The 26,047-nt window shown below is 66.0% G+C and carries 32 protein-coding genes; 21 read left to right on the forward strand and 11 right to left on the reverse strand.

The genetic code is table 11. The features are described from left to right. The first annotated feature begins 2 nt into the window (after positions 1-2). Both C0J29_RS05905 and C0J29_RS05910 read left to right on the forward strand, forming a co-directional pair. Entirely contained in the window at positions 3-536 is a 534-nt protein-coding gene (locus C0J29_RS05905; RefSeq protein ID WP_082977834.1) for a sigma-70 family RNA polymerase sigma factor, read from the forward strand. A gap of 40 nt (positions 537-576) precedes the next feature. After that, complete coding sequence (locus C0J29_RS05910; RefSeq protein ID WP_065043593.1) at positions 577-1,281, forward strand: anti-sigma factor family protein; 705 nt, start codon at positions 577-579, stop codon at positions 1,279-1,281. A gap of 13 nt (positions 1,282-1,294) precedes the next feature. Here C0J29_RS05910 and C0J29_RS05915 read toward each other — a convergent pair whose 3' ends face one another. Then, on the reverse strand, positions 1,295-2,629 hold the full coding sequence (locus C0J29_RS05915; RefSeq protein WP_120791761.1) for an FAD-binding oxidoreductase: 1,335 nt from the start codon (positions 2,627-2,629) through the stop codon (positions 1,295-1,297). After that, complete coding sequence (locus C0J29_RS05920) at positions 2,614-3,810, reverse strand: flavin-containing monooxygenase (protein WP_242460362.1); 1,197 nt, start codon at positions 3,808-3,810, stop codon at positions 2,614-2,616. The genes C0J29_RS05915 and C0J29_RS05920 overlap by 16 nt, the downstream gene beginning before the upstream one ends. A 241-nt stretch (positions 3,811-4,051) precedes the next feature. Here C0J29_RS05920 and C0J29_RS05925 point away from each other — a divergent pair, with 241 nt between their 5' ends. Genes C0J29_RS05925 through C0J29_RS05945 form a run of 5 tightly spaced genes read left to right on the forward strand, consistent with a single transcriptional unit; the run spans position 4,052 to position 8,960 of the window. Next, complete coding sequence (locus tag C0J29_RS05925; protein WP_120791762.1) at positions 4,052-5,758, forward strand: thiamine pyrophosphate-binding protein; 1,707 nt, start codon at positions 4,052-4,054, stop codon at positions 5,756-5,758. Then, positions 5,739-6,377: an SRPBCC family protein gene (locus tag C0J29_RS05930; RefSeq protein ID WP_120791763.1), complete on the forward strand. Its 639-nt coding sequence runs from the start codon at positions 5,739-5,741 to the stop codon at positions 6,375-6,377. Before C0J29_RS05925 ends, C0J29_RS05930 begins: the two co-directional genes overlap by 20 nt. Continuing rightward, the gene (locus C0J29_RS05935) at positions 6,377-7,399 is read left to right on the forward strand and encodes a 3-oxoacyl-ACP synthase III family protein (RefSeq protein ID WP_120791764.1); all 1,023 of its coding nucleotides are present in this window, start codon (positions 6,377-6,379) and stop codon (positions 7,397-7,399) included. The genes C0J29_RS05930 and C0J29_RS05935 overlap by 1 nt, the downstream gene beginning before the upstream one ends. Then, complete coding sequence (locus C0J29_RS05940; RefSeq protein WP_240743570.1) at positions 7,399-8,433, forward strand: pyridoxal phosphate-dependent aminotransferase; 1,035 nt, start codon at positions 7,399-7,401, stop codon at positions 8,431-8,433. Before C0J29_RS05935 ends, C0J29_RS05940 begins: the two co-directional genes overlap by 1 nt. A gap of 26 nt (positions 8,434-8,459) precedes the next feature. Continuing rightward, positions 8,460-8,960, forward strand: a complete 501-nt coding sequence (locus tag C0J29_RS05945; RefSeq protein WP_065043554.1) for a MarR family transcriptional regulator — start codon at positions 8,460-8,462, stop codon at positions 8,958-8,960. A gap of 1 nt (position 8,961) precedes the next feature. Here the strand turns inward: C0J29_RS05945 and mmsB are convergent, their stop codons facing one another. Genes mmsB through C0J29_RS05960 form a run of 3 tightly spaced genes read right to left on the reverse strand, consistent with a single transcriptional unit; the run spans position 8,962 to position 12,545 of the window. Next, entirely contained in the window at positions 8,962-9,843 is an 882-nt protein-coding gene (mmsB, locus tag C0J29_RS05950; protein WP_065162051.1) for a 3-hydroxyisobutyrate dehydrogenase, read from the reverse strand. Between the two features lie 9 nt (positions 9,844-9,852). Continuing rightward, positions 9,853-11,013 carry an acyl-CoA dehydrogenase family protein gene (locus C0J29_RS05955; protein ID WP_065162052.1) on the reverse strand — a complete coding sequence of 387 codons (1,161 nt, stop codon included), beginning with the start codon at positions 11,011-11,013 and terminating at the stop codon, positions 9,853-9,855. 11 nt (positions 11,014-11,024) lie between these two features. Then, a complete protein-coding gene (locus C0J29_RS05960; RefSeq protein WP_065043551.1) occupies positions 11,025-12,545 on the reverse strand; it encodes a CoA-acylating methylmalonate-semialdehyde dehydrogenase in 1,521 nt (506 codons plus the stop codon). Between the two features lie 147 nt (positions 12,546-12,692). On the opposite strand from C0J29_RS05960, the gene C0J29_RS05965 reads away from it, so the two are divergent. The 6 genes from C0J29_RS05965 (at position 12,693) to C0J29_RS05990 (ending at position 16,523) form a co-directional block, all read left to right on the forward strand. After that, entirely contained in the window at positions 12,693-13,340 is a 648-nt protein-coding gene (locus tag C0J29_RS05965) for a class I SAM-dependent methyltransferase (protein WP_120791766.1), read from the forward strand. 75 nt (positions 13,341-13,415) lie between these two features. Continuing rightward, the gene (locus tag C0J29_RS05970; RefSeq protein WP_240743569.1) at positions 13,416-13,955 is read left to right on the forward strand and encodes an RNA polymerase sigma factor; all 540 of its coding nucleotides are present in this window, start codon (positions 13,416-13,418) and stop codon (positions 13,953-13,955) included. Beyond that, positions 13,952-14,662, forward strand: a complete 711-nt coding sequence (locus C0J29_RS05975; RefSeq protein WP_120791768.1) for a QcrA and Rieske domain-containing protein — start codon at positions 13,952-13,954, stop codon at positions 14,660-14,662. Before C0J29_RS05970 ends, C0J29_RS05975 begins: the two co-directional genes overlap by 4 nt. A gap of 207 nt (positions 14,663-14,869) precedes the next feature. Next, positions 14,870-15,181 (forward strand): cupredoxin domain-containing protein, encoded by a 312-nt coding sequence (locus C0J29_RS05980; RefSeq protein WP_371872480.1) that lies wholly within the window; start codon positions 14,870-14,872, stop codon positions 15,179-15,181. Next, entirely contained in the window at positions 15,178-16,107 is a 930-nt protein-coding gene (locus tag C0J29_RS05985) for a metallophosphoesterase family protein (RefSeq protein WP_120791769.1), read from the forward strand. Before C0J29_RS05980 ends, C0J29_RS05985 begins: the two co-directional genes overlap by 4 nt. After that, positions 16,104-16,523: a hypothetical protein gene (locus C0J29_RS05990; protein WP_120791770.1), complete on the forward strand. Its 420-nt coding sequence runs from the start codon at positions 16,104-16,106 to the stop codon at positions 16,521-16,523. Before C0J29_RS05985 ends, C0J29_RS05990 begins: the two co-directional genes overlap by 4 nt. Here the strand turns inward: C0J29_RS05990 and C0J29_RS05995 are convergent. The 5 genes from C0J29_RS05995 to C0J29_RS06015 form a co-directional block, all read right to left on the reverse strand. Next, on the reverse strand, positions 16,520-17,026 hold the full coding sequence (locus C0J29_RS05995) for a lipoprotein LpqH (protein ID WP_065043544.1): 507 nt from the start codon (positions 17,024-17,026) through the stop codon (positions 16,520-16,522). The genes C0J29_RS05990 and C0J29_RS05995 overlap by 4 nt on opposite strands. 82 nt (positions 17,027-17,108) lie before the next feature. Then, on the reverse strand, positions 17,109-17,717 hold the full coding sequence (gene rfbC, locus C0J29_RS06000) for a dTDP-4-dehydrorhamnose 3,5-epimerase (RefSeq protein ID WP_065043543.1): 609 nt from the start codon (positions 17,715-17,717) through the stop codon (positions 17,109-17,111). Between the two features lies 1 nt (position 17,718). Further along, positions 17,719-18,714, reverse strand: coding sequence for a dTDP-glucose 4,6-dehydratase (gene rfbB / locus C0J29_RS06005; RefSeq protein WP_120791771.1), 996 nt, complete (start codon positions 18,712-18,714; stop codon positions 17,719-17,721). A gap of 11 nt (positions 18,715-18,725) precedes the next feature. Further along, on the reverse strand, positions 18,726-19,598 hold the full coding sequence (locus C0J29_RS06010) for an LLM class F420-dependent oxidoreductase (protein WP_120791772.1): 873 nt from the start codon (positions 19,596-19,598) through the stop codon (positions 18,726-18,728). A gap of 19 nt (positions 19,599-19,617) precedes the next feature. Continuing rightward, positions 19,618-20,472 carry an LLM class F420-dependent oxidoreductase gene (locus C0J29_RS06015; RefSeq protein WP_120794580.1) on the reverse strand — a complete coding sequence of 285 codons (855 nt, stop codon included), beginning with the start codon at positions 20,470-20,472 and terminating at the stop codon, positions 19,618-19,620. Positions 20,473-20,711: 239 nt separating this feature from the next. On the opposite strand from C0J29_RS06015, the gene infA reads away from it, so the two are divergent. The 8 genes from infA (at position 20,712) to truA (ending at position 25,383) form a co-directional block, all read left to right on the forward strand. Then, positions 20,712-20,933 (forward strand): translation initiation factor IF-1, encoded by a 222-nt coding sequence (infA, locus tag C0J29_RS06020; protein ID WP_003418601.1) that lies wholly within the window; start codon positions 20,712-20,714, stop codon positions 20,931-20,933. A gap of 42 nt (positions 20,934-20,975) precedes the next feature. Next, positions 20,976-21,089 (forward strand): 50S ribosomal protein L36, encoded by a 114-nt coding sequence (gene rpmJ / locus C0J29_RS06025; protein WP_003879483.1) that lies wholly within the window; start codon positions 20,976-20,978, stop codon positions 21,087-21,089. Positions 21,090-21,303: 214 nt separating this feature from the next. Then, entirely contained in the window at positions 21,304-21,678 is a 375-nt protein-coding gene (gene rpsM, locus C0J29_RS06030) for a 30S ribosomal protein S13 (protein ID WP_036352829.1), read from the forward strand. 3 nt (positions 21,679-21,681) lie between these two features. Continuing rightward, positions 21,682-22,095 (forward strand): 30S ribosomal protein S11, encoded by a 414-nt coding sequence (rpsK, locus tag C0J29_RS06035; protein ID WP_065043539.1) that lies wholly within the window; start codon positions 21,682-21,684, stop codon positions 22,093-22,095. 23 nt (positions 22,096-22,118) lie between these two features. Further along, positions 22,119-22,724 (forward strand): 30S ribosomal protein S4, encoded by a 606-nt coding sequence (gene rpsD / locus C0J29_RS06040; protein WP_065043538.1) that lies wholly within the window; start codon positions 22,119-22,121, stop codon positions 22,722-22,724. A gap of 81 nt (positions 22,725-22,805) precedes the next feature. Further along, complete coding sequence (locus tag C0J29_RS06045) at positions 22,806-23,849, forward strand: DNA-directed RNA polymerase subunit alpha (RefSeq protein WP_055579866.1); 1,044 nt, start codon at positions 22,806-22,808, stop codon at positions 23,847-23,849. A gap of 78 nt (positions 23,850-23,927) precedes the next feature. Then, positions 23,928-24,542, forward strand: coding sequence for a 50S ribosomal protein L17 (rplQ, locus tag C0J29_RS06050; protein ID WP_120791773.1), 615 nt, complete (start codon positions 23,928-23,930; stop codon positions 24,540-24,542). Then, the gene (gene truA / locus C0J29_RS06055; protein WP_120794581.1) at positions 24,496-25,383 is read left to right on the forward strand and encodes a tRNA pseudouridine(38-40) synthase TruA; all 888 of its coding nucleotides are present in this window, start codon (positions 24,496-24,498) and stop codon (positions 25,381-25,383) included. Before rplQ ends, truA begins: the two co-directional genes overlap by 47 nt. Here truA and C0J29_RS06060 read toward each other — a convergent pair. After that, positions 25,380-26,018, reverse strand: coding sequence for a cutinase family protein (locus tag C0J29_RS06060; protein WP_120791774.1), 639 nt, complete (start codon positions 26,016-26,018; stop codon positions 25,380-25,382). The genes truA and C0J29_RS06060 overlap by 4 nt on opposite strands. Between the last annotated feature and the right edge of the window lie 29 nt (positions 26,019-26,047).

Here is a 26,047-nt window from a genome sequence, read left to right on the forward strand (position 1 = left end):
AGGTGGCTCGTGTGGCCGGCACCGGGGCTGCTGAGGCCGCTCTGATGAAAGCGCTTTACGACGAGCATGCCGCCGTGTTGTGGCGGTATGCGTTGCGGTTGACCGGCGACGCCAGCCAGTCCGAGGACGTCGTCCAGGAAACCTTGTTGCGGGCCTGGCAACATCCGGAGGTCATCGGCGACACCGAGCGTTCGGCGCGGGCCTGGTTGTTCACCGTCGCCCGCAACATGATCATCGACGATCGACGCAGCGCCCGGTTCCGCAACGTCGTCGGCTCGACCGACGAGGAGGGCGCGCCGGAGCAGTCGACGCCGGACGAAGTGAACGCGGCGCTGGATCGGCTGCTGATCGCCGAGGCGATGGCCCAACTGTCCGTCGAGCACCGGGCGGTGATCGAGCGGTCGTACTACCGTGGCTGGACGACCGCTCAGATTGCCAACGATCTGAATATCGCAGAGGGAACCGTGAAGTCGCGCCTGCATTACGCCGTGCGCGCGCTGCGGCTCACTCTGCAGGAACTGGGAGTCACCCGATGACGGGACTCGGAGAACTTGAGCGTGACAGGAGGTGGATGACATGACTTGGCCGGTGAAACCAGATCAGCCCGGGGACGCGCACCCCTACGCGACGTGGGATGCCGCATATGTGCTGGGGTCGTTGTCGGGCGCCGAGCGGCGCGAATTCGAAACCCATCTGGCGGATTGCGCGTCCTGCCGGGAAGCCGTCGCCGTGCTCAGCGGCATCCCGGCGCTGCTCTCGCAGTTGAGCCGCGACGACGTGGTCGCGATCAACGAGGCGGGACCGGCGCCCAAGCCACCGGAATTGCTGCCGTCGTTGCTGGAAACGGTCCGCTGGCGACGTCGTCGTACCCGGCTGACCTGGCTGGCCTCCGCTGCAGCGGCCGTGGTGCTGGGCATCGGAGTGCTGGTGGGGGTCAACGGATTCGTCGGGACGCCTTCTCAGCCGACCACGTCGGCGCAGCAGATGGCCCAGGTCGGCACCAAGCTGCTGACGTCGACCATTTCGCTGTCCAGCGAACGGTGGGGGACGTTCATCAACCTCAAGTGCTACTGCCTGGCACCCCCGGACGCTCACCATGACACGTTGGCGATGGTGGTGGTGGGTCGCGACGGCAGCCAGACCCGGTTGGCGACGTGGGTGGCCGAACCCGGCCACTCCGCGACCCCGGCCGGCAGTATCTCGACGCCGATGGAGCAGATCGCCTCGGTGCAGGTGGTTGCCGCCGACAGTGGCCAGGTCCTCCTCGAGCGCTCGCTGTAAATCCGCTCAGCGCTCAGCCGTCAACCAGCCAGCTGTGGAATCGACGCTCCGGATCATAGCTGGCGCGGATCTTTTCAAGTCGTGTCATGTTGGCGTCGGTGATGAACTTCGCGCCGCGCCGGCAGAGGTTCTCGTCGGCCAGCGAGATGCCGGTCGCCAGGTGTGACATCGCCGCCATGTTGGATTGCGCCCACTCGCAGTACTTTTCGTCGTCGGCGGGGTTGCGCCATGCGGTGAACAGCGCCAGGTAGAACTCGTCCTCCAGGCCGTAGACCATGTCTGCGCGTTGCGCCGACGGGTTCCAGCCGGTGACAACCAACTGCGACGGATGCGGTGGCATCGTCGCAATGATGTCGCGGATTCCCGGTAGGAGTTCTTCCGCGGAGGCCGACGTGAACATGTTATCCGCGATATAGCGATGACCCGCAGGGTAATTACTCATCACCGCGGCATACCAGTTGGCCAAAGTCGTTGGCGCGTAGGGAAGTCGAGTGATGGCCCGGTCGGCCACCGGGCAACTGCCCAGGATTGCCAGGGCTTCGGTGGCCTGCTCGTCGCTGTCGGCGAAGACGGGCGCGGCGATGGTGATGATCGGCTCGTCTATCCCAGCGCCCGGCAGCCCACGTGTGGTGACCATCTGCAGCTCGACCCGGTCGTCGACGTCGGGGCTGATGGCGCGTCCCCAGCTGAAGATTTCGTCTGCGACCTCGACGGGGTACATGTACAGACACGTGCCCAAAGCCTGCGGGCGAGGATGAACCCGCACGGTGAACGAGGTGACCACGGCGAAGAATCCCGGGCCCGAGCCGAGAGCGGCCCAGAACAGGTCGGGGTGATGTTCCGGGTCGCAGAAGACTTGTTCGCCGTCAGCTGTGACGACGTCCATTCCGATCACGCTCTCGCATGCGGGTCCGAGCATCCTGCTGTTCCAGCCGTATCCACCCTGCAGTAGGTAGCCGCCGAGGCGGATACCTGTGCAATGACCGGCGGGGAAGAACAGGCCTTGCGAATCGAGTTCGAGCGCAAACTCGCTGGCGTCCTTGCCCGGACCGACGCGCGCGGTCATCGATTCGGCGTCGACGCAGCAATGGTCCAGGTGGGCCAGATCGAGCAGTAGGCCACCGTCACGCAGGTGGCTCGCCGTCCAGCTGCGCCCACCCGAACAGATTCCCACCGTGAGGTCATTCGCCCGTGCATACCGTAGCGCCGCCGGAACCTGGGCGGCATCGTCGACCCGGCAGATGACCTCGGGAAAACGCTGTGGGACAAGGCCGTTCCACACGGTTCGGCACCGGGCCAATTCGTAGTCCTGATCGCCGCGATGGAAGGTTCTCAGCACAGACTGCATGGGATTCTCCTGACATCGAGCAGATACGCGGCGATCTCGCGAGCCAGAGGTGTGGCGTGGCGACGGATCGCTCGCAGCGGGCCGCTGGGCGGAATCCCGTATCCGATTGCGAACATTCCGTGGCCGAGGTGCGAGGCGAAGCCGCCGCGGGGGTTGCCGGCCCGGTCCAAAACGTCCAGGCGCCCCACCAGCCCGTCGAGATCCGTGCTGAAGCCGGTGGCAGCGATGATCACATCCGGGGTCACCGCCGATCCGTCCGCCAGGATCACGCGGTGCCGGTCGATCGTGTCCACCGCGGCGACCACCTGGACCCGTCCGGCCCGCACCCTGTCGATCAGTTCATCGGCAAGTGTGGGGATACGGCCGCGCTGTTCCACAGTCGCCTTGAGTCCCATCGGGGGCCGGCCGAACCCGTAGCGCGAGAGATCACCCCACATCAATTGGTTCAACCGTGCGATCACCGGATCGGTGACGCTCGCGGGAACCCTCGCGAACAGCTCTAGGAAGAGGTCTGACGGAAACGGCCCGATCGCGCGTCGCACCAGATGCGGCGGGGTACGTACCGCGAGCCAGATGGTCTTCGCGCCGTCGGCGGCGAGTTGCACGGCGATATCGGCGGCGGAGTTACCCGCGCCTACCACCAGGACGTCCTGGCCACCGAAACGCCAGGCGTTGCCGAAGTCGCCGGAATGCAGGATCTCGCCGGTGAAATGAGCCAGACCCGGCCAGGCCGGGATGGCCGGAGTGCGATACCTACCTGTGGCGAGGACGACGGACGGCGCCCGGATTCGTCCCGACGATGTATCCAGTTCCCACACTTCGGCTTTGCGTTCAGCGCGCTTGACCTCGCAATTGAGCGCGAGCGTGATGTTCTGCCGCCGGACATAGCTGTCGAAATAGCGGACCATGTCCTCCTTGCTTGGCCACCGGCCGGCGGACAACGAAATGCGTTGTCCGGGAAGGTGAGAAAGGAAGCCACTGGTGTTGAGCCGAAAACCGTCGTAGCGGCTTCGCCACGAATCCGCTGGCGCGGCCGCGCTGTCGACGACCAGTGACCTGACCGCGTGCCGGTGCTCGAGCTGACGCGCCACAGCCAGCCCCGCGGGGCCCGCGCCGATGATGACCACATCGGGTGCGGCGAGCTCAACCTGCGTGGGCTGGTGAATGGCAAAGCCGACCAAAGGAATCGTGCCTCCTGTCCACGTCCTTGAACATGACACGATCCGCGGCAGCCGTGGGTTCACGGCCCCGATGACACCGCTCGTCGCCACCGCGATTTTCGCCGGCGTCAAAAACCTTTTCGCCAAATGGCTTTCGCGATCGTGCCGGACAACAGGAATTGGGGCTCGATGAACCGGAACCGATGGCCAGCCGTGTACCAGATAGCAACTGGGGGCGGGGGCGAAAATGTTAGGCGAGCAGATGCTCAGAAATCAGCGGGTGGTCGACCACATCGTCGGACACCTTGCGGCAGCGGGGGTAAGCCACATCTTCGGTGTCGACGGCGCCAACATCGAAGACCTCTACGACGCGGCGCATTTCCGGCCAGACATCACGGCGGTGCTGGCCAAGCACGAGTTCTCGGCCGCCACGATGGCTGACGGCTACAGCCGCGCCGGCGCCGGACTGGGCGTGGTCGCGGCAACCTCGGGCGGTGGTGCTCTCAATCTTGTTCCCGGCCTGGGAGAATCATTCAGCAGCCGAGTCCCGGTCTTGGCGCTGGTGGGTCAGCCGGCGACCACCATGGATGGACGCGGCAGTTTTCAGGACACCAGCGGCCGCAACGGTGCGCTGGATGCGCATGCCTTGTTCTCGACGGTCTCCGTGTTCTGCCGGCGCGTGCTCGACCCCGCGGACATCGTCTGGGCGCTTTCGGCTGCGGTGGCAGCCGCGCGCACCGGCGGGCCAGCGGTGTTGTTGTTGCCCAAGGACATTCAGCAGGCACAGCTGCCGGCCCGCGGCGACCCCGGGTATATCGAGCGCCCGCGAATGGTCGGTGATCCGCAGCCGATCGTGCGAGCGCTGCGACAGACTGTCGGCCCGGTGACGATCATCGCCGGTGAGCAGGTAGCCCGCGACGATGCACGCGCCGAGTTGGCGTCGTTGCGATCGGTGCTGCGTGCCCGGGTGGCGTGTGTTCCCGACGCCAAAGACGTAGCCGGCACGCCGGGCTACGGCGCGTCCTCGGCGCTCGGCGTCACCGGTGTCATGGGTCATCCCGGAGTGGCGCAGGCGGTGTCGGAGAGTGCCTTGTGCCTGGTGGTGGGTAGCCGGCTGACGGTGACCGCACGCGCCGGTCTGGACGAGGCGCTGGCGGCGGTGCGGACGATCTCGATCGGGTCCGCACCACCGTACGTGGCGTGTACCCATGTGCACACCGATGATCTTCGCGCCTCACTGCGGACGTTGACGCACGCACTCGAAGGCAGCATGCGGCCGAACGGGATTCGGGTGCCCGACTCGGTGGCGCGTACCCACCTGGCGCCGCCGCAGTACAGCGGACCGGGCGTGCGCTATCGCGATGCCATGTCCGCGCTCGACGAAGTGCTGACCGAGGGCACCGATGTTGTGGTCGATGCGGGCAACACCGGGGCGGCGGCGATACATCACCTGCCGGTGCGCCGCGGTGGTCGCTTCCTGGTCGCACTGGGCATGGGGGGCATGGGATACAGCTTCGGCGCCGGGATCGGAATGGCGTTCGGCCGTAGGAACACTCGCGGACCTACTCCACGCGTGGTGGTGATCGCCGGCGACGGAGCGTTCTTCATGCACGGCATGGAGATTCACACCGCGGTGCACTACCGGCTGCCCGTCACGTTTGTCTTGTTCAACAACAACGCGCACGCCATGTGTGTCACCCGCGAGCAGTTGTATTTCAAAGGCGCCTACAGCTACAACCGATTCGCACCCAGCCGGCTCGGCGACGGCCTGCGTGCGATGTTTCCGGGGCTTGACGCCGTCGAAGTACACGACGCCGACGGACTGGCCGCGGCTTTGCGCACGTCACTGCACGCCGACGGGCCCTTCGTGCTCAGCGTCGACTGCGCAGCCGATGAATTTCCGCCGTTCGCACCGTTTTTGAGCTGTACCAACAGGAAGGATCGAGAAGATGTCGCTGCCAACGCTTGAGAATATAGATGGAGTGGTGCGAATCGAATCGGCGCCGTTGGAGGAGACGGCGCCGACACTGATGGCCAAGATGCGGTCGGTGTATCCCCACGATGAAGTCTTCGGCCGGTACTGCACGGTCAACGACTACGTGGACTGCCCGCCCGACGAGTTGTTCGCATATCTTGCCGACACGCGAAGCCTGCAGGAGTGGACCTACACGCTGCGCGACTTCACGCCTACCGAAGAGCCCGGGCTCTGGCTGGCGTATGACCGGTTGCTTCCCGACACCAGGATCTACACCCGCACGGTGGCCAGCAGCGAGGCGCGGACCGTCGACTACCACTGCGCCTGGGATCAGGGCGCCCACCTCTGGATGATCTACCTGATGCGGGTCCTGGATGCGCAGGTCGTGTTGGGGAAACCGGGTTCGGTTGTGCTGTGGACCAATTGCCGGCACCGGTTCTACGACCGCAACCCCTATCCACACACTGCGCCATCAGAGCGCAGCGGATGGGTGGGTGACTTCTGGGATCTGTTCGGCGCCGGTCATTCGCTCGAGCTGAACAACCTGAAGACCATCGCCGAATACCGTCACCGGCAGGGCCTTCCGGTAAGGCCGGTTTGGATGAGGCCGTGATGAACACCGTCAGCCTGACCGACGTCTCCACCTATCTGCCGGGCGAGCCCATCGCGGCCGACTACTACGCGCCTTCGGTTGAATCCAGCCCAGCGGGCGACGGTGAGCTGTCCCGAGTCATGTTCCGTACGCCGAAATTCCGTCACCATGTCGGAGCGGACGAGACAGCGGTCGACATGATCGAGCGCGCCGCGCAGGGACTCATCGACCGGCACGGTCGGGACACCATCGAAGGCGTCGACATCCTGATCACGCACACCCAGGTGCCGGACATGCCCTTCTACGGCGCCGGCGGCGGTATCGCGCACCGGTTGGGCATGCGGCCGTCGTGGGTGCTGGATCTGCACAACGGCGGTTGTGCCGCCTTCGTTCTCGGTCTCAACGTGGCCCGCAAACTGCTCGCGTCTGGCGAGGGGCGCTGCGCGCTGGTCGCGATCGCACAGAATGCGGCCGGACAGGTCTTCGATCAGCCCGGCGTCCGCCTGAAGGCACAGGCAGCCATTCCCGGTGACGGTGCCGCGGTAGGTCTGGTGACGCTATCCGACGAGTCACCGATCTTGGGCATTGAATGCCGCACCTACGGCGAATACGCCGGTGACATGACACTCGCGGTGGATCCGCCTCGCAAGTGGTGGCAACCGGGTGTGGGCGAAGGGTGCATCGGTTTCACCGAGACCAAGATCGCCAAGGTGCTGGCTCGCGGCAACCGGCAGGTACCCGAGGTCGCGATGACGGTTTGTGACCGAATCGGCCTGCACACCAATGACATCGACCTGCTCGTCACCAATCAGCCGAACCGGGTGTTTCTGCGGAACTGGCGTGAAGCGCTGGAGCTGCCCGCCGGCCGACACCGCGACACCTTTGATGAGTGCGGCAACCTGTTCGGCGCAGGCATCCCGGTCAACCTCGATCACGCCATCTCCGACGGTCAGGTCAAAGCCGGTGATGTGGTGATGATGGCGGCATTCGCGCACGCCGGCGACTTCGCCGGGGCAGCGGCGGTGCGATGGGGTGGACGTTGATGTATCCCGTAGCCAAATTGGACGGCGGCGGGATCGCCCACACGATTCCCGAGGCAATCGACCCGCTTGCGTTGTCGCTCAACGAGAATCCATTCCCACCGCTGCCCTCGGTACGGTCGGCGTTGATCCGCTCGGTCAGTGCGGCCAACCGTTACCCGGAGTTTCTGCCGCAACGACTGCGCGGGTTGATCGCCGGCCATATCGGTGTCGCCGCTGATCAAGTGGTGCTGGGCGCCGGAGCGACGGGAGTGATGTTGCAGGCCATGCATGCGCTCACGACACCCGGCGACGCCATAGCGATGGGATCGCCGACGTTTGACGGTTATCCCATCGTCGCGCGGATGGCGCGGCTGCGACCGGTGCTGGTGCCGTTGAATCAGCACGGCTATCACGATCTCGACGCTTTGGCCGATGCTGCCGCAGATGCCCGCATGGTGGTGGTATGCCGACCGCACAACCCGACCGGAACGGTGGAGTCGGCGGACGCGCTGCTGCGGTTTCTTTCCCGGGTGCCACGTGACACGGTGGTGCTGCTCGACGAGGCCTACATCGAGTTCACCGCCCCCGAGCACCGGTTCGCGGTCTCTGTGATCGTCGCACTATTTCGCAATGTGGTTGTGGTGCGTACTTTTTCAAAGGCTTACGGTCTGGCGGGATTGCGGATCGGCTACGGTGTGGCGTGCCGCGAACTGGCCGACGCCCTGTGGTCTCAGCAGCTGCCGTTCGGCGTCCCGATCACCGGGTTACTCGCCGTGGCCGCCTCCTACGAGGCCGAAGACGAACTCTGGCAGCGGGTCCGGTTGATAACCACCGAGCGCCGGTATCTTCGCATGCGGCTGAGCGCTATGGGCGTGCACACCGCCGATGCGCAGGCCAACTTCGTTTACCTGATGCCACGCGATCGCCCGTGGGATGAGGCGCTTGCCGACTGCGGCCCCCGTCTGCGGTACTACGCCGATGGTGGGGCACGGGTCACCGTCGGCAACCGCGCATCGACGCTGGCGGTGCTGTCGGCCGTGGCAAAAGCCACATAGGTGCTGCAAGTGCGGTAAGAAGGGGCGTGGCCGACTCTCGTAAGCGCGATCCGATTGCGGCGGCGCGGACCAACTGGGAACGCGCCGGATGGGGCGATGTCTCCCAGGGCATGGTGGCGGTGACGTCGGTGATGCGCGCGCATCAGATCCTGTTGGCCCGCGTCGAGACGGCGTTGCGCCCTTACGATCTGAGCTTCTCCCGGTACGAGTTGCTGCGACTGCTGGCGTTCAGCCGCACCGGAGCGCTGCCGATCACCAAGGCGTCGGACCGACTTCAGGTGCACGTCACCAGCGTCACGCATGCGATCCGGCGGCTGGAATCCGACGGGCTGGTGCGGCGGGTACCCCATCCCACTGACGGGCGCACCACGCTGGTGCACATCACCGAACTGGGCCGGTCGACGGTCGAGGATGCCACGGTGACGCTCAACGAGCAGGTGTTCGCCGACATCGGGATCGATGCCGCCGAGTCTCAGGCGTTGGTGTCGTCCATTGAGACGTTGCGGCGCAGCGCCGGGGACTTCTGACTCAGCCGCGCAGCATCTCGATGACCGCGCTGAAGTCCTTGTCCGGATGGTCAGCGGCGAATTCAGCGTAGATCTGGGCGGCGTGGGTGCCCAGGGGGGCGGCCGAACCGGTAGAGGTCACCGCGTCCATGGCCAGGCCCAGGTCCTTGTTCATCAACGCCGTCGCGAACCCCGGCTTGAAGTCGTTGTTGGCCGGCGATGTCGGAACCGGTCCCGGCACAGGGCAATTAGTGTGCACTGCCCAGCAGTTGCCGGTCGCTCCGGTGATCACGTCGAACAGCGACTGCGCCGACAGGCCGAGCTTCTCGGCCAGCACGAACGCCTCGCCGATCGCGATCTGCTGCACCGCCAGCACCATGTTGTTGCAGACCTTGGCGGCCTGACCGGCCCCGGCGGCGCCGCAGTGAATCACCTTGCCCGCCATCGGTTCCAGCACCGGGCGAGCGCGTTCCAGGGCGTCGGACTCGCCGCCGACCATGAACGCCAACGTGCCGGCCGTCGCCCCCTTGACTCCGCCGGACACGGGGGCATCGAGTTGCTGCATGCCGTGCGACCCGGCCAGTTCGTGGGCCTCGCGAGCATCGCTGACCGAGATGGTGGAGCTGTCGATGAACAACGCGCCGGGGCGTGCGGCCGGCAGTATCTCTGCGTAGCAGCGTTTGACCACCTCGCCGCTAGGCAGCATGGTGATGACGACGTCCGCGTCGGCTACGGCTTCGGGCGCGGTGTCGAACAGCGTCACGCCCTTGTCGGCGGCGGCGCCGGCGGCCGTGGGTACCGGATCGTAGCCGCGGACGAGATGGTTTGCGCCAAGGAGGTTGGCCGCCATGGGCCCGCCCATGTTGCCGAGTCCCAGGAACGCGATGGCGAGACGTGTTGTCATGGTGCCCTTCTAGGCGCTGGCCCGGAAGCGCGCGGCCTCGGCTCGCCCGACGACCACCCGCATGATTTCGTTGGTCCCTTCCAGGATCCGATGCACCCGCAGGTCGCGGACGATCTTTTCCAGACCATACTCGCGCAGGTAGCCGTAGCCGCCGTGCAGTTGAAGGGCCTTGTCGGCTACTTCATAGCAGGTGTCGGTGACGTAGCGCTTGGCCATCGCGCACAGCTCGACCTTGTCCGCGGCGTTCTCGTCCAGCGCACTTGCCGCCCGCCACAGCATCATTCGCGATGTCTCCAGCCCGGTGGCCATGTCGGCCAGGGTGAACCGGATGGTGGGTTCGTCGAGTAGGGCGGAACCGAACGCCTGACGGTCGCGGACGTAGGCGCCCGACTTGTCGAAGGCGGACTGGGCGCCGCCCAACGAGCAGGCGGCGATGTTGAGCCGTCCGCCGTTGAGGCCGTTCATTGCGATTCCGAAACCGGTGCCCTCACCGTCGGCGCCGCCGAGCATGGCGTCGGCCGGCACCCGCACGCCGTCCAGGATCACCTGTGCGGTGGGTTGGGCATGCCAACCCATCTTCTCCTCGAGCGCACCGAAACTCAGCCCGGCAGCGTCCTTTTCGATGACGAAGGCGGAGATGCCGCGCGGGCCCTCGCTGCCCGTCCGCGCCATCACCACATAGACGTCCGAAGCACCGGCGCCGGAGATGAACTGCTTGACGCCGTCGAGCACATAATCCGAGCCGTTCTTGACCGCTCGGGTGCTCAACGCGCTCGCGTCCGAGCCCGCGCCGGGCTCCGTCAGGCAGTAGCTGGCGATGACGTCCATGCTCGCCAACCGCGGCACCCACGCCTTGCGTTGTTCGTCGGTGCCGAAGCTGTCGATCATCCAGGCGCACATGTTGTGGATGGACAAGAACGCCGCGGTCACCGGGTCCGCGATGGCCAGCTGCTCGAAGATCCGCACCCCGTCCAGGCGGCGCAGACCGCTGCCGCCGACGTCGTCACGGCAGTAGATGGCCGCCATCCCGAGTTCGGCGGCCTCGCGCAGCACGTCGGTGGGGAAGTGCTTGGTGGCGTCCCATTCCAGGGCGTAGGGCGCCATCCGCTTGTCGGCGAAGGCTGCCGCCGTCTCGGTGATGACCCGTTCTTCGTCGTTGAGGGTAAACATAGTCCGCCGCGCTAATTCATTGTGGGGATGACGAATTCGGCACCGTCTTTGATGCCGGAGGGCCAGCGGGAGGTGACGGTCTTGGTCTTGGTGTAGAACTGGATCGACGCCGGGCCGTGCTGGTTGAGGTCGCCGAAGCCGGACCGCTTCCAACCGCCGAAGGTGTGGTAGGCCACCGGAACCGGGATCGGGACGTTGACCCCGACCATGCCCACCTGCACCCGGGAGACGAAGTCGCGCGCGGTGTCGCCGTCGCGGGTGAAGACCGCCACCCCGTTGCCGTATTCGTGCTCGGACGGCAACCGGAGCGCCTCTTCGTAATCGTGGGCACGCACGATGCACAGCACCGGTCCGAAGATCTCATCGGTGTAGATCGACATCTCCGGGGTGACGTGGTCGAACAAGGTGGGGCCGATGAAGTAGCCGCCCTCGAGATTGGCGTCACCGAAAGTCAGGTCGTCGCTGGCGCGTTCGCGTCCATCGATAACCAGTTCGGCGCCGGCCTCCACGCCCTGGCCGATGTAGTCCCGCACCCGGGTCAGTGCGGCTTCGGTGACCAATGGGCCGTAGTCGGCCTTGGGGTCCAGGCTGTGGCCGACACGCAGCCCGTTGATGCGCTCAATCAGCCTGGCGCGCAGTCGGTCTGCGGTCTGCTCGCCGACCGGCACGGCGACGCTGATCGCCATGCAGCGTTCGCCGGCGCTGCCGTAACCGGCGCCGATCAGCGCGTCGACGGCCTGGTCGAGGTCAGCGTCGGGCATGACGATCATGTGGTTCTTGGCGCCGCCGAAGCACTGGGAACGCTTGCCGGTGGCCGCCGCGTGGCTGTAGATGTACTGGGCGATGTCGGAGCTGCCGACGAAACCCACCGCCTGGATATCGGGGTGCTGCAGGATCGCGTCGACGGCTTCCTTGTCGCCGTGCACCACCTGGAACACCCCGGGCGGCAGACCCGCTTCCAGGAACAGCTCGGCCAGTCGCACCGGAACCGAGGGGTCGCGTTCGCTCGGCTTGAGCACGAACGCATTTCCGCACGCCAGCGCCGGACCGGCCTTCCACAGCGGGATCATGGCCGGGAAGTTGAACGGGGTGATGCCCGCCACCACGCCCAGCGGCTGGCGCAGCGAGTAGACGTCGATGCCGGGCCCCGCGCCCTCTGTGTAGTCGCCCTTCAGCAGGTGCGGGATCCCGATGCAGAACTCGATCACCTCGATGCCGCGCTGCACGTCACCCCTGGCGTCCGGCACGGTCTTGCCGTGTTCGAGGGACAGCAGCTCGGCCAGCTCGTCGATATTCTTGTTGACCAGGTCGACGAACTTCATCAGGACCCGGGCGCGGCGCTGCGGATTCCATGCGGCCCAGCCCTTTTGGGCCTCGACCGCGGATGCCACCGCGGCGTCGACGTCAGCCGTCGACGCCATGGGGACGGTGGCCTGCACCTCCCCGGTGCTCGGGTTGAGGACGTCGGCGGTGCGGGTGGAGGAGCCGGCGGTGCGCTGCCCGTCGATGAAGTGCGGAATCTGCGTGGTCATGGTTGTCCCAAGGTCAGAAAGTCAGGAATCAGGAGGATACTTGCATATCCTAGTAATTGCTTCTGGCATTGGCAAGCTGCGGGACAGCCGTGGTGTGGCTCGAATAGTCGTGACCCCTGTCCGTGCGCGAGGCGGTACCTTCGTTAGATGGCTGTCCGGGACGCCGTCATGGCAGGCATCGCGAAGCAACTCGGCCACCCCAGCGGGTTGCGCGGGCGGTTCGTCGGCATGTTGCTCAATCGTGGCAACCGGGCATTTGTGAGTGCGGCGGTGCAGGCGCTGCAACCACAGCCGTCGGCTGAAGTGGCGGATATCGGTTTCGGCGGTGGGGTCGGGCTGAGGTTTCTGCTCGACAGTGTCGGTAAGGCGGGCCTGGTACACGGTGTCGAGATCTCGGAGACGATGCTGGTCCGTGCTCGGCATCGGTACCGCCGTGAAATCGCGGCCGGGCGCCTGACCTTGCGGCAAGGGTCCCTCGCGGAGCTGCCTTTCGACGATGGACAGCTGAGCGGTCTTATCACCGTCAACACCATCTACTTCGTCACCGAGTTGGATCGTGTGTTCGCCGAACTCGCCCGCGTGGTGAATGGTTCGGGCCGGATCGTCATCGGACTGGCGGACCCCGACGCAATGGCGAAGATGCCTACCAGTAGGCACGGGTTCCATCTCCGCCCGGTGGCCGAGGTGGTGGAGGCACTGCGTCGCGCCGGACTTTCTGTCGAACACCGTCGAATCGACAGGAGTACCCTCCCGGCCCACCTGCTGATCTGCACCCCAGCCTCGCCGGCGGGTTAGGTCACGGCACGTCCCGGGTGTAACCCCGTGCGCTATTGACTGTTTATGAGGGGATCCCCGCAGCCTAGGAGGTGCGTGACGCCAGGCGATCAACCCGTCGACCCGCGGCCGTTGCGCGCGGTGCCCGATGACGGTTACGCGAATTGGGAGGCGGTCTATCAGGACAACGTCACCTGGGTGTATCGCACGCTGTTCGCCCGCGTGGGCAACCGTGCGGATGCCGAAGACCTGACGACCGAGGTCTTCATGGCTGCCTTGCGACCCCTGCGGTTGACCGCCAGCGTGGCCGAAGTGCGGGGCTATCTGCGGGCTACTGCGCGAACCGTGCTGGCCGCGCACTGGCGCGAAACCATGGGGCGCGAAATCACCTCGATCGACGACATCGAGCAACCACCGCAGAGTGAGGAAGCGGTGAGCGACGCCCCGCAGCGCGTCGCCCGGGTTCTGGACCAACTGCCGGAGAACTATCGTCGGATCCTGCAGCTGAGATTTCTGGGAGGTAATTCGATCAAGGAATCCGCGGCCCAGCTCGGGGTGAGCGTCGCCAACGCCAAGGTGCTCCAACATCGCGCGCTGCGACTCGCCGCGCAATTGAACGAGGGGAGCGAGCGATGAACGCGCGAGGGCTGCGCAGGTACGTCGATGACCTGCTCCGGGGTCGCAGGCCTCGCCCATTCCAGCCTGACGACTTCGAGGCCGCGCAGATTCGGACCGCTATTGAGTTGCGGGCGGCGGGCGTCGACGGTGCCGCTGACGGTGGTGCTGGCAAACCGGCGCCGGAATTTCTCGACAATCTGCAGGCCCGCCTCGCTGAGCAGATGGCCGGCACGCAACCGATGCCGAAGGACAACACGACCCGCCGGCAGGTCATCGTCGGTACGTCGGCAGCCGCGGCCGCGGCCGTCGGCGCGGTAGCCGTTGATCGACTCGTCATCGGCGGCCCGACCGCCGAGGCTCCGGCCGTCGCAGGCCAACTCACCCCCAGCGATGGCCGCTGGATGCGGGTCGCCGCGAGTTCCGATGTGCCCGAAGGGGTGATGCATCCCTTCGATCTGGGCTCGATCAATGGATTCGTCCGGCGCGTGCAAGGCAAACCGGAGGCCGTGTCGGGGGTATGCACCCATCAGGGATGCCGACTGTGGTTCGACGCCCCTGACGACCGCCTGCGCTGCCCGTGCCATTCGACATCCTTCGCGCCCGGTGGGCAGGTGCTCACGCATCAATTGCCGATCGCTCCAAAGCCGTTGCCCACGTTGATGATTCGTGAGTCCGATGGCGTCATTGAGGTATTCGCCCCGGCGCGTTCCGGCGAATCGACCTAGATCTGTAACCCTCCCCCCTATGAACAGGTGACTGTTCCACAGCCTGGGAGGGGTGCCATGTCAATTGTCAACGTATTGAACGCCTATCGAGTTCAGGCCGGCGTAGCGGCCTCGGTCATGCTGGTGCTTGCGGGGTGTTCGGCGGCCAGACCCGAAAGTCAGCCCTCGGTGAGCTTCGGGTCCGGCGCCATGCCGGGGATGACGGGGATGTCCTCGATGCCCGCCTCCCCGGGTGGCACCGCGTCACAAAGCGTGACGGCGCCGGTCGGCGGCGACCAGGTCAGCATCGACAACTTCGCGTTCGCTCCGGCAACCTTGACCGTCCGCGCGGGCGGCACCGTCACGTGGACGAACCGCGATGAGGAACCGCACACCGTCGCCGCGAGCGATGGATCGTTTCATTCACCCGGCATGGGGACGGGGGCTACCTTCTCGCGGACGTTTGCCACGCCGGGCACCTTCGAATACGTGTGTTCGATTCACCCGATGATGCGCGGCACCGTGGTGGTGACGCCATGACCCGGGACCCGCGCACCATGAGCCGTCGCCAGCTCATCCGGCATTCGGCGTGGTTCGGCGCTGCGGTGGGCCTCGCGGTGGCCGGCGGCGAAGTCATCTCCCACGTCGCGAGCGCAACGGCGGCCGAACGTGCCGTCGCTCGCCCCGCCCTGCGATTCGCCCAGATCAGCGATAGTCATCTCGGTTTCACCGGGCCGGCGAATTCCGATGTCACGAAGACCTTCGCCCAGGCCATCGATCAGGTCAACAACCTCGGCTACACACCGGATTTCGTCATTCACACCGGTGACCTGACCCATCTGTCGACCGCGGAACAATTCGATCAGGTCAAGCAGATGATGGGCGGATTGCGCACCCCGCACGTCTTCACGGTGCCCGGTGAACACGACTCGGTCGACGACGCCGGGCAGAAGTACCGCAACGCCTTTGGGGCGGGCACCCGCGGCGACGGGTGGTACAGCTTCGACATCGCCGGCGTGCACGTCATCGCGCTGGTCAACACGCTGAACCTGAAAAAGCTGGGGCATTTGGGCGTCGATCAGCTGGAATTCGTGGAGAAGGATGTCGCGCGGTTGTCCAGTGATACGCCCATCGTCGTGTTCAGCCATATCCCGCTGTTCGCCATGTACCCCGACTGGGGGTGGGGCACCGACGATGCCGGCCAAGTCCTGAACTATCTGCGCCGGTTCTCATCGGTGACCTGTCTGAACGGTCATGTCCACCAGGTCTTCTCCAAGACCGACGGCAACGTGACGTTCTACAGCGGCAACACCACCGCTTATCCGCTACCGCATCCGGGCGACGGTCCCACGCCGAAGCCGGTCACGCTGCCGGCCGGCAAACTGCGCGACGCGCTGGGCATTCGGGAGGTCAGTTACCAGCGTGGAACCAGTGCGCTAGCCCTGAAAGAGTCTGCACTGCAATGACTGTCACGACGATCGTGCTGCGTCTCGGACTCGCGGCGTCCCTTGTGGTCAGCGCCGTCAGCCATACATACCTCTATATCCATGGCTACCAACACATTCCGATGATCGGTACAGCCTTTTTGGTGCAGGCCAGTATCAGCTTCGCGGTGGCTGTCCTCATCGTTGCGCGCGGTCCGGACTGGTTCTGCTGGTGTGGCGCCGCCCTGGCCGGGGGATCTCTCGTCGCCTTCGTGCTCTCGAGGACAGCCGGCCTGGCCGGGTTTTCGGAGCAGGGGTGGAACCCGGCGCCTCACGCTGCGATCAGCGTGAGCGCCGAGATTTTGACGGTCGCGCTCTGGGCTGTGCTGCAGGCAGCGCCGAGGTATCTGGACCGGCGCGCACTCCCGGGAGCGGAACGGGCCGGCGCGCGTCGCTAGGGGCAGGTGGCGTCGACCTCGAAGGTCTTGCTGACCTGCTGCCCCGCGTTGTCGACCCCGGTCGCGGTCCCGGTGATCTGGTAGCTGTTGCCCGTCTTGGTTGCCTTGGCGCTGTTGCCCGGAGCGCCTTCGGTGAAGCTCAGGACCACGCCGTCGACGGTGCCCAGGCCCGCGCTGCGGACCGCGGACGCGTCCTGCTCCAGACCGACGATCACGCCGGTCATCATGTCGCCGATGGCGATGGAGAACTTGCCCTGGTTGGTCTCGCACACGACCGCTCCGCTGACCGGCTGCGGCTGGCCGCCGATGATGACCTTCGTTTCTCCGGCGGCGGCGGGAGACGCGGGTGCGGCGGAGCTGGTGGCCGGGCCGGCCGGCGCGGCCGTACTTGACGAAGCCGGCGAGCTGGAAGTGGTGCCGGACGACTTCTCGTCCTTGGAACATCCGGCCATACCCACCACGAGGGTCGTCGCACCCAGGGCGACCAACAACTCACGCTTCACCAATGTCTCCTTCGATTGACCGGCACACAGCAGATGTTGACAAGCAGTATGTACGGCCGCTTGCCAGCCCGCTAGGTGCCTGTCAGTCGGCGCGCAGGCCGGCGACGAATTCCTGGGCCTGTTGCCAGGTGGGAAGCAACCCCGAGGCCCGCACCTCGGCGAAGCTGGGCGCCGCGGCGTCGCGATCGGACAGGCTCGGCGGGGCACCGTCGACCAGTGGCCAGTCCACCCCGATCGCGGGATCGGTGGCGCAGATGGTGTGCTCGCGCTCGGGGTTGTACTCCGCCGAGCACAAGTACATCACCGTTGAATTATCTTGCAGCGCAAGGAAACCGTGTGCCAGGCCCTCGGAGATGTAGACGCTCCTGCGGTCCTGGTCGTCCAGCAGCACCGAGTCCCACTTGCCGAACGTCGGTGAGCCTTCCCGGATGTCGACGACCACGTCGAACACCGCACCGCGCACGCAGGTCACGTACTTGGCCTGGCTCGGCGGCAGCTGGGCGAAATGCAGACCGCGCAATACGCCGGCGGCCGACGACGAACAATTGGCCTGGCGGACATCCAACCGGTGGCCGGCGAACGCACTGAAACCTTTGTCGGTGAGCCATTCGAAGAACATGCCGCGGGAGTCGCCGTGAATGGTGGGAGTGATCTCCCAGGCGCCCGGGATGTCGAGTTCGCGAACCTTCATGTCACTGACCGCGTTTCTCGTAGCGGGCCTCGGCGGCGTCTTTGACCGGCCGCCACCATGATTCGTTGTCGCGATACCAGTCGATGGTGGCCTGCAGTCCTTCTTCGAAGTCGGTGTGCTTTGGCGCCCAACCCAATTCGTTGTAGAGCAGGGTCGGATCGATGGCGTAGCGAAGGTCGTGGCCGACGCGGTCGGTGACGTGATCGAAGTCGTCGGGATCCCGCCCCATCAGCCGCAGCAGCGTGCGCAGCACGGTCAGGTTGTCCCGCTCGCCCTCCGAGCTGATCAGGTAGGTGCGCCCGGACTCACCCTTCTCCAGGATTCGCCGCACCGCGCTGTTGTGGTCCTCGACGTGGATCCAGTCACGCACGTTGTGGCCGCTCCCATACAGCTTGCAACGCCGTCCGGTGAGGACGTTGGTGATCTGGCGCGGAATGAATTTCTCGATGTGCTGGAACGGGCCGTAGTTGTTCGAGCAGTTCGACAGCGTTGCGCGGACGCCGTAGGAACGCACCCAGGCGCGTACCAGCATGTCGCTGCCGGCCTTGGTTGCCGAGTACGGGCTCGAGGGGTTGTAGGGCGTGGATTCGGTGAACCGCTGCGGGTCGCCGAGCTCCAGGTCGCCGTACACCTCGTCGGTCGAAATGTGGTGCAGCCGCACCCCGTTGCGTCGCACCGCTTCCAGAATGGTGAAGGTGCCCACCACGTTGGTGTGCAGGAACGGCTCCGGGTCGTCGAGCGCGTTGTCGACGTGAGATTCGGCCGCGAAATGGACGACCGCGTCGGACTCGGCGACCAGCGCCGACACCAGTCCGGCGTCACAGATGTCGCCTTCGACAATCCTGATGGAGTCCGCAACGTCGGCCAGTGATTCCCGGCGTCCGGCGTAGGTGAAGGCGTCCAGGACCGTCACGGAGTCTTCGGTGTGTTCGCGCACCGTACTGTGCACGAAATTGGCCCCGATGAAGCCCGCCCCCCCGGTGACTAGCAAGCGCATGGCTACAAACCTTAACCGGTGAGGCCCAACGCTCCTGCCAGTTCGGTGAGCGCGGGTACCAGCTTCTCCGGCCGGGAAGAACCCAGCACTTGGACGGCGACATGGTCGGCACCGGCGTCCAGGTGTTCGTTAAGTCGGCGTGCGATCGCGTCCGGGGTGCCGTAGGCGACCAGGGCGTCGATCAACCGGTCACTGCCCGGCTTGCGCACGTCCTCATCGGTGAATCCCAGACGCAGCCAGTTGTTCACGTAGTTGCGCAGACCCAGGTAGAAGCCGATGAACTTGCGGCCGACGGCACGCGCTTCGTCGGCGTCGGTAGTGAGCACGACCTTGTGTTCGGGCGCCAAGAACACCGTGTTCCCCAGCAGGTGTCGGGCCGTGCCGGTGTGTTCGGGCGTGGTCAGGTACGGGTGCGCACCCGCGCTGCGTTCGGCTGCCAGGCGCAGCACCCGCGGCCCGAGCGCGGCCAGGACCCGGCGGCTGTTGGGCACCGGGGCGCCCTGAAAGCCGCTGTCCAGCTCGTCGAGGTAGGACACCAAGGCGTCGTAGGGCTTCTGGTATTGCTGCGTCGCTTCGGGGTGGCCCACCCCGACCCCCAGCAGGAATCGGCCCGGATGCGCCTCTTCGATGCGGTGGTAGGACTTCGCGACGGCCGCGGCCGGCGCGGTCCAGATGTTCACGATGCCGGTGGCCAACTGCAGCGTCGAGGTCTGTTCGAGCGCGGGCTCGACCCAGGCCAGGTCGGCGTCCGGCGACGAGCCGATCCAGGCGGCGCCGTACCCCAGCGATTCAATCTCGACGGCCAGTTCGGGGGCGATGCCCCGGCTGCCCAGCCAGACACCGAACTCCCCCAGGGCGGGCTTGAGTGAAACCGATTCAGTCATCGCCGGTCCCTATACCCGTTTAGAGCCCGAGCGCCCCGGCTAATTCGGTTAGCGCCGGGACCAGGTCTTCGCCGCGGGCGAGGACCTGCACCGGCACGTGGTCGGCACCGGCGTCGAGGTGCTCACGCAGCCGTGCGGCGATGGCGTCGGTGGTTCCGTAGGCGACCACGGAGTCGACCAGACGATCGCTGCCGGGTTTGGCCAAATCGTCGTCGCTGAAGCCCATCCGCTTCCAGTTGTTCAGGTAGTTGGCCAGGTTGAGGTACATGCCGAGGGCTTTCCGGCCTACCGCGCGGGCCTGCTCGGCGTCGGTGGTGAGCACTACCTTGTGTTCAGGCGCCAGAAAGGCCGACGGCCCGATCAGTTCGCGTGCGTGCGCGGTGTGTTGCGGGGTGGTCAGGTAGGGGTGCGCTCCCGCGCCGCGCTCTGCGGACAGCTTGAGCACCCGGGGGCCCAGCGCCGCCACCACCCGGCGGTTCGCCGGCACGCCGTAGTCGTCGAGTTGGTCGAGATACTCGGTGAGGGCGTCTATAGGCTTGCGGTATTCGGTGACCACCTCGCGATGCCCGACGCCGATACCAAGCAGGAAACGGCCGGGATAGGCCTTGTCGATCCGGTGAAACGACTCGGCGACCGGCTTGGCCGACGCGGTCCAGATGTTGACGATTCCGGTCGCCACCTGCAGCGTCGTCGTCGCCTCCAGGATCGGTTCCACCCAATCCAGTTCGGCGGGCGGCGAGCCACCCACCCAGACTGCGCCGTAACCCAGGGCTTCGATTTCCTTCGCTTGTTGGGGCGTGACGCCGCGTCCGAACGATCCGAACCGGCCCAGGTCAGGCTTGTTGTCGGGCTTGCTGTCAGCAGAAGCGGTCATGATCGCTACCAACCGGTGGGGAACCGCAGGCTATTCCTGTTCGCGGCCGATCCGGGCGTTTTTGCGTGGAGCGTGGGGCTGCGGGTATCGTGGACCAACGGTGCGGCGTCCGTGCCGACTCTTGGCGTGCCCTGTCTGAATTTCCCTCGGGAATTTCCATTATCGGCTCACGTTTTGTAGTTCGGACGAATGCTGCGCAAACCAGGTACGGACGAAAAGCAGAGGATCTACGAAAAGTAATGGCCAAGAAGGACGGTGCCATCGAGGTCGAGGGTCGCGTGGTCGAACCCCTGCCCAATGCCATGTTTCGCATTGAGCTGGAGAACGGCCACAAGGTGCTCGCCCACATCAGCGGCAAGATGCGGCAGCACTACATCCGCATCCTGCCCGAGGACCGGGTGGTGGTGGAGTTGTCTCCATACGACCTTTCCCGGGGCCGCATTGTGTACCGCTACAAGTAACGAAACACCCGAAGACCAGAGAAGAACAGGACCGAGACTGCCGTGAAGGTGAACCCGAGCGTCAAGCCGATCTGTGACAAGTGCAGGGTGATCCGTCGGCATGGACGGGTCATGGTGATCTGCTCCGACCCGCGCCACAAGCAGCGGCAAGGCTGACACGTCCGGCGACGATGCAGGCCGCGTAGCAGCCTGAGGAGGAGCCGGACAATGACCCAAACCTGCACAAACAACTGAATGCTGACCTCCCAGCACCACTGAGCGGATACGCCGCTCAGACACGTCCGGACGGAGGCCGGGCCCCGCTCAAATCCTTCGGGAGGCGGGAACGGACTGGGAAAAGACCTCCGCTGAGAAAGAGGAAACGCCACCTATGGCTCGACTAGTAGGCGTCGATCTGCCGCGCGATAAGCGCATGGAGATCGCGCTGACGTACATCTTCGGCATCGGCCGCACCCGCTCGAACGAGATTCTGGCGGCCACTGGCATCGACAAGGACCTGCGCACCAAGGACCTGACCGACGACCAGCTGACCCATCTGCGCGACTACATCGAAGCGAACCTGAAGGTCGAGGGTGACCTGCGCCGTGAGGTGCAGGCCGACATTCGTCGCAAGATCGAGATCGGCTGCTACCAGGGCCTGCGACACCGTCGCGGCCTGCCCGTGCGCGGCCAGCGGACCAAGACCAATGCGCGGACCCGTAAAGGCCCCAAGCGCACCATCGCAGGCAAGAAGAAGGCCAGGTAACCGATGCCACCGAAGAAGGCAAGTGGGGGGCCCAAGAAGGGCCAGAAGACCCGCCGCAGGGAAAAGAAGAACGTTCCGCACGGCGCCGCCCACATCAAGAGCACGTTCAACAACACGATCGTGACGATCACCGACCCCCAGGGCAATGTCATCGCCTGGGCGTCCTCGGGTCACGTCGGGTTCAAGGGCTCCCGCAAGTCCACCCCGTTCGCTGCTCAGCTGGCCGCGGAGAACGCCGCGCGCAAGGCGCAGGAGCACGGCGTGAAGAAGGTCGACGTCTTCGTGAAGGGCCCGGGCTCGGGCCGCGAGACCGCGATCCGGTCGCTGCAGGCCGCCGGCCTCGAGGTCGGCGCGATCTCCGACGTCACTCCGCAGCCGCACAACGGCGTTCGTCCGCCGAAGCGACGCAGGGTCTAGAAGGGTCTAGGAGGAGAATAGAAATGGCTCGTTACACCGGACCCGTCACTCGCAAGTCCCGCCGGCTGGGCACCGACCTCGTCGGTGGCGACCAGTCCTACGAGAAGCGTCCCTACCCGCCCGGCCAGCACGGCCGTGCGCGGGTCAAGGAAAGCGAATACCGCCAGCAGCTGCAGGAGAAGCAGAAGGCACGCTTCACCTACGGGGTGATGGAGAAGCAGTTCCGTCGCTACTACGAAGAGGCCGTCCGCCACTCCGGCAAGACCGGTGAGGAATTGCTGCGCATCCTGGAAAGCCGGCTGGACAACGTCGTGTACCGCGCCGGCCTGGCGCGTACCCGCCGGATGGCCCGCCAGCTGGTCAGCCATGGTCACTTCTCGGTCAACGGCGTGCACGTCAACGTGCCCAGCTACCGGGTGTCGCAGTACGACATCATTGACGTCCGGGACACGTCGCTGAACACGGTGCCGTTCCAGATCGCACGGGAGACCGCGGGCGACCGCCCGATCCCGAGCTGGCTGCAGGTGGTGGGGGAGCGGCAGCGCATCCTGATCCACCAGCTGCCCGAGCGCACCCAGATCGACGTCCCGCTCACCGAGCAGCTGATCGTCGAGTTCTACTCGAAGTAAAGATGTCCTGCGCCGACCGGCGCGGGATGACACCTGAGCGGCATCAAATAGCGGGTGCCGAGAAGGAGAAGAAGAAACACCATGCTGATTTCTCAGCGGCCCACCCTGTCCGAGGACATCCTCACCGACAGCCGGTCCCAGTTCGTCATCGAACCGCTGGAGCCGGGATTCGGTTACACCCTTGGCAATTCGCTGCGTCGCACGCTGCTGTCGTCGATCCCCGGCGCGGCCGTCACCAGCATCCGCATCGACGGCGTCCTGCACGAGTTCACCACCGTGCCCGGCGTCAAGGAAGATGTCACTGACATCATCCTGAACCTCAAGAGCCTGGTGGTGTCCTCCGAGGAGGATGAGCCGGTCACCATGTACCTGCGTAAGCAGGGCCCGGGTGAGGTCACCGCGGGTGACATCGTGCCGCCGGCCGGTGTCACCGTGCACAACCCGTCGATGCACATCGCGACCCTGAACGACAAGGGCAAGCTCGAGGTCGAGCTTGTCGTCGAGCGCGGCCGTGGCTACGTTCCGGCGGTGCAGAACCGGGCCTCGGGTGCCGAAATCGGTCGCATCCCGGTCGATTCCATCTACTCGCCGGTTCTCAAGGTGACCTACAAGGTCGACGCGACCCGTGTCGAGCAGCGCACCGACTTCGACAAGCTGATCCTGGACGTGGAGACCAAGAGCTCGATCACCCCGCGCGACGCGCTGGCTTCTGCCGGCAAGACGCTGGTCGAATTGTTCGGTCTGGCACGCGAACTCAACGTCGAAGCCGAGGGCATCGAGATCGGGCCGTCACCGGCCGAGGCGGACCACATCGCCTCGTTCGCGCTCCCCATCGACGACCTGGACCTGACGGTGCGGTCGTACAACTGCCTCAAGCGCGAGGGCGTGCACACGGTCGGCGAGCTGGTCTCGCGCACCGAGTCCGACCTGCTGGACATCCGCAACTTCGGGCAGAAGTCGATCGACGAGGTGAAGGTCAAGCTGCACCAGCTGGGTCTGTCGCTCAAGGACAGCCCGCCGAGCTTCGACCCGTCCGAAGTCGCCGGCTACGACGTCGCCACCGGCACCTGGTCCACCGAGGGCGCCTACGACGACCAGGACTACGCGGAAACCGAACAGCTCTAACAGCTCTGACAAATCTGACAAGAGTCCGTCCCGGCCCTACCTGATACGGGGGTCGGCCCCACATAGGAGACAGTCGCAATGCCCAAGCCCACCAAGGGTCCTCGCCTCGGCGGGTCGTCCTCGCACCAGAAGGCGATCCTGGCCAACCTGGCCACGTCGCTGTTCGAGCACGGCCGGATCAAGACCACCGAGCCCAAGGCGCGGGCATTGCGGCCGTACGCGGAGAAGCTGATCACCCACGCCAAGAAGGGCACGCTGCACAACCGGCGTGAGGTGCTCAAGAAGATCCGCGACAAGGACGTGGTGCACACCCTGTTCGCGGAGATCGGCCCGTTCTTCTCCGACCGCGACGGCGGCTACACCCGCATCATCAAGGTCGAGAACCGCAAGGGCGACAACGCCCCCATGGCCGTGATCGAGCTGGTGCGGGAGAAGACGGTGACGTCTGAGGCCGACCGGGCGCGGCGGGTCGGCGCCTCCAAGAAGGCCGCGCCGGTGGCTGCTGCGGCGGCGCCGCAGGCCGCGGTGGAGCCGGAAGAGGCCGTCGGTCCGACTGCCGAGGAGGCCGCCGAGGCTACCGAGGAGTCCACCGAGGTTGCCGAGACCGAGGCTGCCGAGACCGAGTCCGCCGCTGAGGCCGAGTCGGCTGCCGAGGCCACTGAGACCGAGGCTGACGAGGCTCCCGAGAATTAATGAGGTCGTCCGTCTGCGGCTCGATATCGCCTACGACGGAACCGATTTCGCGGGCTGGGCGGCGCAATCCGAACAGCGCACGGTCGCCGGCGTCCTCGATGAGGCGCTGACGACCGTGTTCCGCGCGCCGGTTCGGCTGCGCGCTGCCGGACGCACCGACGCCGGGGTGCACGCCACCGCGCAGGTCGCCCATACCGATATCCCCGCCGAGGCCCTGCCGAACGCCTACTCGCGATCGGACCGCCCCGGCGATCCCGGGTTCGGTTCGCTGGTGCGGCGCCTCGGCAGGTTCCTGCCGGCCGACGTCCGGGTCACCGAGATCACCAGAGCGCCAGCAGGTTTCGATGCGCGGTTCTCGGCATTGCGACGGCACTACGTTTATCGGCTGTCGACGGCCCCCTACGGTGTGGTGCCGCAGCAGGCGCGGTTCGTCACCGCCTGGCCGCGCGCGCTGGACCTCGATGCCATGACCAGCGCGTCGCGAGAATTGTTGGGCCTGCACGACTTTGCCGCGTTCTGCCGTCATCGCGAAGGTGCCACCACGATTCGGGAGCTGCAAAGGCTGGACTGGACGCGCGACGGGGATCTCATCACCGCGCACGTGAGCGCCGATGCCTTCTGCTGGTCCATGGTGCGCTCGTTGGTAGGTGCCCTGCTGGCCGTCGGCGAGCATCGCCGAGACCCGCGGTGGTGTCGTGAACTGCTCAGTGCGACAAGCCGATCCAGCGATTTCGCGGCCGCCCCGCCGCAGGGCCTGACCCTGGTCGGCGTGGACTATCCGCCGGATGACCAACTGGCCGCGCGGAATCTGATCACCCGCGACATCCGCTCGCCCCGTTAGAGTTTGCCGGCGGCGAAGTTGGCGGCCTCATTGGTCAGGCCGGGGACGTAGCCCAGGTGCGCCTTCCACACGTTGCCGTCGGAGCAGATTGGGTCGCCCTCATTGCACAGGTTGAGGATCTTGCCGCCGAACTGCGGGCTCAGCGCGGTCAACAAGTTGCCGGCCCGCCCGGAGGGATTGCCGAACAGCGTCACCGCCGAGACATGATCGGCCGCCTCCGGCGGCAACGGCTGGGTGAAACCGAGGCCGGGCAGCGGTGCGGCGGTGACGATGTCGATGACCGCGGCGCCCTGGGAATAGCCGCCCAGCACCAGCCTGGTGTCGGGGCAGCCGTTCGCCATCTGCTGCACGTGGTCGCTGGCGTCGTTGGCGCCGTCGGTGGCGGCCAGGAAGTCCTTGCTGGCCGGATAGTTCACACCATAGGCACCGATGTTGCGGCCGGTCTGCCGGCGCAGTGACCCGACCAGAGCATTGCCCACCCTGCCCAGGCCGGGCGGCTCACCGGTTCCCCGGGCGAAGATCACCTCGACATCCGGGCAGGCTGCTTTCGCCGGCGGTGCCAACGGAGGGGCGACCAACAAAGCGGCCGCCGCAAGTGCGGCGGCCGCCAACCGAGCCAGGGGGGCGCATCTCATGGCGCCAATGTTAGGGGTTATTGACGGTG

It is taken from the genome of Mycobacterium paragordonae (genome assembly GCF_003614435.1).
Classification (GTDB): Bacteria; Actinomycetota; Actinomycetes; order Mycobacteriales; family Mycobacteriaceae; genus Mycobacterium; species Mycobacterium paragordonae.